The 5,290-nt window shown below is 70.0% G+C and carries 6 protein-coding genes; 3 read left to right on the forward strand and 3 right to left on the reverse strand.

Annotation, left to right across the window (positions count from 1 at the left end; genetic code table 11):
* Window positions 1-1,291, forward strand: a 1,291-nt coding sequence (locus ACEN88_RS23665) for a diguanylate cyclase (protein WP_413343591.1), incomplete at its 5' end; no start/stop codon positions are given.
* Here the strand turns inward: ACEN88_RS23665 and ACEN88_RS23670 are convergent.
* Window positions 1,279-2,178, reverse strand: a complete 900-nt coding sequence (locus tag ACEN88_RS23670; RefSeq protein ID WP_413343593.1) for a LysR substrate-binding domain-containing protein — start codon at window positions 2,176-2,178, stop codon at window positions 1,279-1,281. The two genes, ACEN88_RS23665 and ACEN88_RS23670, sit on opposite strands and share 13 nt — an antisense overlap.
* 75 nt (window positions 2,179-2,253) lie before the next feature.
* On the opposite strand from ACEN88_RS23670, the gene ACEN88_RS23675 reads away from it, so the two are divergent.
* Entirely contained in the window at window positions 2,254-3,432 is a 1,179-nt protein-coding gene (locus ACEN88_RS23675; protein WP_413343594.1) for an MFS transporter, read from the forward strand.
* 79 nt (window positions 3,433-3,511) lie between these two features.
* Complete coding sequence (locus ACEN88_RS23680) at window positions 3,512-3,895, forward strand: VOC family protein (RefSeq protein ID WP_413343596.1); 384 nt, start codon at window positions 3,512-3,514, stop codon at window positions 3,893-3,895.
* 15 nt (window positions 3,896-3,910) lie between these two features.
* Here ACEN88_RS23680 and ACEN88_RS23685 read toward each other — a convergent pair whose 3' ends face one another.
* Both ACEN88_RS23685 and ACEN88_RS23690 read right to left on the reverse strand, forming a co-directional pair.
* Window positions 3,911-4,669 (reverse strand): sulfite exporter TauE/SafE family protein, encoded by a 759-nt coding sequence (locus tag ACEN88_RS23685; RefSeq protein WP_413343597.1) that lies wholly within the window; start codon window positions 4,667-4,669, stop codon window positions 3,911-3,913.
* Window positions 4,663-5,290: LysR family substrate-binding domain-containing protein (locus tag ACEN88_RS23690; protein WP_413343598.1), on the reverse strand; the 628-nt coding region annotated here is incomplete at its 5' end. The genes ACEN88_RS23690 and ACEN88_RS23685, both read right to left, overlap by 7 nt.

Genomic DNA, 5,290 nt, shown 5'->3' on the forward strand with positions numbered 1-5,290 from the left:
TTTTTACCCCCCCCCCCCCCCACCCCCCCTGTCGCTCCGTCTGGTGGGCTCGGATTTGTTAATAACACACCGCGACCGGTTCATCCTGAACGCCCGCGAAGACCGCCGCGGCTGGCTCTGGGTCGCGCTGGACGTGGGCTTCGCGGTATGGAACGGCAGGCACTGGCGCACGCTGGACCAGACGCAGGGCCTGGCGTGGAACGATTCGAACGGCCGCGGCACATACGAAGACCGGGACGGTTCGATCTGGCTCATCACCAGCAACGGCCTGTCGCACGTGCTTCATCCGGAACGCCTGTTCGCGTCGGCGCTGCGCCAGCCCGTGATCGAAGAGGCGCTGCGCGGCAACGGTCCGCTGCCGGTGGGCGACGCGCCGATGCCGTGGCGGGCGGACCAGATCGTGTTCCGCCTGGCCCACCTGCAGTTCGACCAGGGCCGGGGCTGGCACTATCGTTTCCGCCTGCTCGGCGTCGACGACGCGTGGAACGACACGGTGCAGCCGGAAGTGCGTTACGCGGCGCTGCCGGGCGGCCGGTACCGCTTCCAGGTCGCCGCCGTCGACAGCGCCACCGGCGAGCAGTCGGCGCCGGTGGAACTGGCGTTCACGATCGCACCGCCATGGTGGCGCAGCGTCCCGTTCTACGTGCAGTGCGCCCTCGGCGTCGCGGGCGCATTCGTCGCGTTCCACCGCCTGCGCCTGCGCGCGCACCGGGCGCGCGAAGCGAAGCTGACGGCGCTGGTGCGCGCGCGCACGCACGAGCTGGAACAGTCGCGCGAGGAAATGCGCCTGCGCGCGCTGAAGGACGGGCTGACCCAGTGCTGGAACCGGGTCGCGATGATGGACATCGTCGCGCGCGAAATCGAACAATGCGCGCGCTCGGGCGAAGGCTTCGCGCTCGTGCTGCTGGACCTCGATTACTTCAAGCGCGTCAACGATACGCACGGCCACCTGGCGGGCGACGCGGTGCTGGTCGAAACGGCGCGACGCCTGCGCGCGGCCGTGCGGCCCTACGACGCGGTGGGCCGCTACGGCGGCGAGGAATTCGTCGTGGTCCTGCCCGGCCTGAACCTGCCGGCCGACGCGTCCCGCATCGACGCCCTGCGCGCCGTCGTGCGCGGCGAACCCGTCGACATCGGCGAAGGCAACACGCTGGCCGTCACCGCCAGCTTCGGCGTCGTCGCCTTTACGCCCGGCACCCCGCCCGATCCGGTCGCCCTGCTCGGCCGTGCCGACGAGGCGCTGTACCGGTCGAAACACGCGGGCCGCGACCGCATCAGCTACGCGGATTGATCGGCCGCGGCCTGGGCCAGCGCGACGAACGCATCGACGAGCGGGCCGCCGCCTTCGGCATGGCGCGCGAGCAGCATTGCCGTGGTGGCGTCCGGATCGGCGAGCGGCCGGTAGACGACGCCGTCCATGTGGATGCCTTCGAATGAGCTGGGCAGCACGGAAATGCCGCAGCCCGCGGCGACGAGGCCGATGATCGTCGACGGCTCGCCCGCCTCCATTGCGATGTGCGGCGTGAAGCCGGCGGCGCGGCACAGGTCGAAGATCTGGTGGTAGATGCCGGTGCCCGTCTTTTCGGGGAAGACGACGAACGCCTGATCGGCCAGGTCCTTCACCGCGATCGTCTTTTTCCGCGCCAGCGGCGCGTCGGCCGGCAGCACGAGCAGCAGCGGATCCCGGCGCAGCATCGTCAGCGCGACCGTGCGCGGCAGCGGCATGGGGCCAGGCCGCACGAAGCCCACGTCCAGTTCGCGCGCCTCGATCTGCGCGAGCTGCGGCTGCGTGGGGATCTCGAGGAACGTCAGCCGCACAGCCGGATACTGCTGGCGGTAGCGCCGCACGACGCGGGCGAACAACGGCGTGAACGGCGTGGAAAACGTGAAGCCGACGCGCAGCTCGCCCGCTTCCCCCAGGTGCGCGCGGCGCGCCGTCTCCTTGGCCTGTTCGGACAGCGCCAGCATGCGCCGCGCGTCCGCGAGGAACAGCCGCCCCGCTTCCGTCAGCAGCACGCGCCGCCGGTTGCGCTCGAACAGCCGCGCGCCGATCTCGTGTTCCAGCGCCTGGATCTGCTGGCTCAGCGGCGGCTGGCCGATGTGCAGCCGCTCGGCAGCGCGCGTAAAGCTCAGCTCCTCCGCCACGGCCACGAAGTAACGCAGGTGCCTGAGTTCCATCTTATATTTTCAAACGATAAGTAACGCCACAAATATATATTGGACAGCCATTTCCGGCAATCCTAGGATGGCCCCATGACCAATCGCACCAACCGCGCCCTGTTCTTCGGCGGCTTCTCCTGCTTCGCCCTGCTGTATTGCGTGCAGCCGCTGATGCCCCTGCTGGCGCACGATTTCGGGCTCACGCCCGCGCAGAGCAGCCTGTCGCTGTCGCTCTCGACGGGCGCGCTGGCGGTGTCGCTGCTGTTCTCGTCCGTCCTGTCCGACCGCCTGGGCCGCAAGACCATGATGGTCGTGGCGCTCGTCGTGGCCGCGCTGATGACGGTGCTGGCCGCGGGCGCGCGTACGTACCCGCAGCTGCTGGCGGCGCGCACGCTTCTCGGCTTCGCGCTGGGCGGCATGCCGGCCGTCGCGATGGCTTACCTCAGCGAAGAGATCGAGCCGGCGGCGCTCGGCGTGTCGATGGGCCTGTACATCAGCGGGAATGCGTTCGGGGGCATGGTCGGCCGGGTGCTGGCGGCCGTGCTGTCCGACTTCGTGTCGTGGCGCGCCGCGTTCGCCGTGATGGGCGTCGCGGGCCTGCTGGCCGCATGGGAATTCTGGCGCAGCCTGCCGGCGTCGCGCAACTTCCGGCCGTCATCGGGCGGCGTGCCGGCGCTGCTGCACGGCCTGCGCGGCCACTTCGGCGACGCCGGCCTGCCCTGGCTGTTCGTCCTGTCGTTCCTGCTGATGGGCTGCTTCGTCAGCGCATACAACGTGATCGGCTTCCGGCTGCTGGGCGCCCCGTTCGGGCTGCGCCAGAGCGTGGTCGGCGGGATCTCGCTGCTGTATTTGCTGGGCATCTTCAGTTCGGTCTGGGCCGGCCGCCGCGCCGACCGCCTGGGCCGGCGCCACGTGCTGTGGACCGTGATGGGCACGATGTTCGCGGGTCTGCTGCTGACCATGGCCCACAACGTGGCCGTCATCGTGGCCGGCATGGCCGTGTTCACGTTCGGCTTCTTCGCGTCGCACTCGATCGCCAGCAGCTGGGTGGGCCGGCGCGCGCGCACGCAGCAGGCGCTCGCGTCCGCGCTGTACCTGTGCTTCTATTACCTCGGCTCCAGCCTCGTGGGCTGGCTGTGCGGCGTGCTGTGGGAACACGGCGGCTGGGGCGGCGTCGTGGCGCTGCTGGGCGTGCTGCTGGGCGCCGCCCTGCTGATCGCGCTGCGCCTGCGCCGGCTGGAACCGGTCGGGCAGGCGCTGGCGCCGGCGTGACGATCCGCTCCCCTGCCACGGTCGGGTAGATGGCGCCGGCTGTTACGATAGCGAACCGTCACCCTGGACCGCTACCGTCATGTTCACCCGCATCCACCACGCCGCGATCATCTGTGCGGACTACCCACGATCCCGGCACTTCTACACTGAGGTGCTGGGCTTGCGCATCGTCGCCGAAAACTACCGCGCGCAGCGCGACTCCTGGAAGCTGGACCTGGCGCTGCCGGACGGCTCGCAGGTCGAGTTGTTCTCGTTCCCGAACGCGCCCGCACGCCCGTCGTATCCGGAAGCGTGCGGCCTGCGGCACCTCGCGTTCGCGGTCGACGACCTGCAGGCCTGCAAGCAGCATCTCGAAGCGCACGGCGTCGCCGTGGAACCGGTACGCACGGACGAATTCACGGGCAGGCGCTTTACCTTCTTCGCCGACCCGGACGGCCTGCCGCTGGAGCTGTACGAGACCTGATCCCGGCCCGCGCAGCTACAGGTAATGCGCCCCGCCCTGCCAGACCAGCTGGAGTCCGGTCACGAGCAGGCAGGCCTGCGAAATCCGGTAGAACCACACGAGGTTGATCCGGCCCTGCAGCCAGATGCCCAGCTTCACGCCCAGCGGCACGAGCGGCGCCAGCACGAAGCTGGTGCCGAGGTTGTCGAGCGACAGCTGGCCCAGCCACGCGTATGGCACGAGCTTGACCGCGTTGACGGCCGCGAAAAACACGCTGATGGTGGCGACGTAGCGCACCTTGTCCATCCGCTGCGGCAGCAGGTAGACCATGGCGGGCGGTCCGCCGGCATGGGCGAGGAAGCTGGTCAGGCCCGAGACCGCGGACCAGAAGGTGCCTTTCGCCAACGAGGGGCCGGCCTGGCGCTGGTGCGCGGCCAGGCCCAGCACGTTGTTGACGGTGAAGGCCACCGCGATGCCCCCGATCAGGATGCGGATGACGTCCTCGCCCAGCATGCCGAACGTGAGGAAGCCCGCGACGATCCCGAGCAGGGCGCCGGGCAGCATGATGCGCAGCGTCGGCTTGTCCCACTTGCCGAAATAGGCGCCCAGGCCGACGAGATCCATCAGGCACAGCACGGGCAGCAGGATCGCGGCCGCCTGGACGGGCGAGATCGCCAGCGCCATCAGCGGCACGCCCACGCCGCCCAGCACGCCCCCGAAGCCCCCTTTCGAGATGCCGGTCAACAGGACGGCCGGTACGGCGACGGCATAGAACAAGGGGTCGGCGATCAGCATGCTGCCCCCTCCGCCACCAGCTGCCGGATCAGGTTCTTCACGGCGGGCGCCCCTTCGCTGCGGCGGAAGAGGGCGGCCAGTTCCGACGTGACGGGGTCTCCGGCCAGCGGCTTGTAGACCACGTCCGGCAGCGCGAGGGTCGTGGCCACCACGTCGGGGACGACCGCGACGCCCTTGCGCAACGATACCTCGGTCAACACCGTCAGCAGATTGCCCGGCGCCGAGACGATGCGCGGCACGAAGCGCCCGCGCCGCCCGACTTCGCGCGTACCGAGGTCCTGTTCGGGCACGACGAAATCGTCGTCCTCCAGCGCGTGGGCGTCGACCGCGGCGGCGCCGGCCAGGCGGTGGCTGGCCGGCAGCGCGATGCAGAAGCGGTTGCGCTGCAGGACGTGCACGCGCAATTCGTCCGGGAGCGCCATCGGCAGGCGCACGAAGCCGATATCGACATGGCCCTCCGCGACGAGGCCCGGCAGCCGCCCCATCGGCTGTTCGTTCGCCTGCAGCTGGACATCCGGCCACTCGGCACGGAAACGCCGCATCTGCCGCTGCAGGATGCCGGCCAGGGCGGCGGAGCCCACATAGCCGATCACGATCCGGCCGAGCTCACCGCGGCCGGCG

This window comes from Massilia sp. CT11-108 (assembly GCF_047302915.1).
Taxonomy (GTDB): domain Bacteria; phylum Pseudomonadota; class Gammaproteobacteria; order Burkholderiales; family Burkholderiaceae_D; genus Telluria; species Telluria orientalis.